Source organism: Maccoyibacter intestinihominis (assembly GCF_040096355.1).
Classification (GTDB): domain Bacteria; phylum Bacillota; class Clostridia; order Lachnospirales; family Lachnospiraceae; genus Maccoyibacter; species Maccoyibacter intestinihominis.
The window spans coordinates 1-506 of the sequence record NZ_JBBMEX010000046.1 but is presented as its reverse complement, the minus strand read 5'-3'; the positions used below and the strand labels follow the sequence as shown (position 1 = coordinate 506).

Below are 506 nucleotides of genomic sequence, written 5' to 3'. Positions count from 1 at the left end.
TTCCAAGATGGAAGAACAGAAAACGAAGATAGAACTTTTGGAAAACGAAAATCAGCAATGGCAGATATTGGCACAGACTCTGAACAGCGAAAACAGTTTATTGCTGAAACAGAACACCGAATTGCTGAACTGGAACAGCAAATAAGGAAAGGACGTGATATAGATGAACGAATCCAGAGAATCAAAGAACGCCGAACAGTTGGAAGAACTTCTGCTCTTGACCGAGGAGATACAAGAAGAACTGGAACAGAAAGACCAGCTTATCGAGGAACTGAAGACGCAGCTCAGCGAATCTCTGACCTTGAACGAGAAATTAAACAAAGAGAACAAAGCCGGGAATATTCAAGCATTAAAGAACGACTTGAAGCTGGCAGACAGAGCATTGCAGATCGAGAAAGAGAAGCTGCGAAGCGCAAACGTCATGATCGGGGAATGTCAAGATAAAATACGATGCTTAACACAACAACGGGATTATGCCCGGACACATCAGAAAATCGTAGAGATAC

The 506-nt window shown here is 42.7% G+C and carries 1 pseudogene; it reads left to right on the top strand.

The annotated features are described in order from the left end of the window. Positions 1-444 (top strand): annotated as a pseudogene (locus WMO43_RS14240) (MobA/MobL family protein); the annotation flags it as partial. Positions 445-506 lie beyond the last annotated feature (62 nt).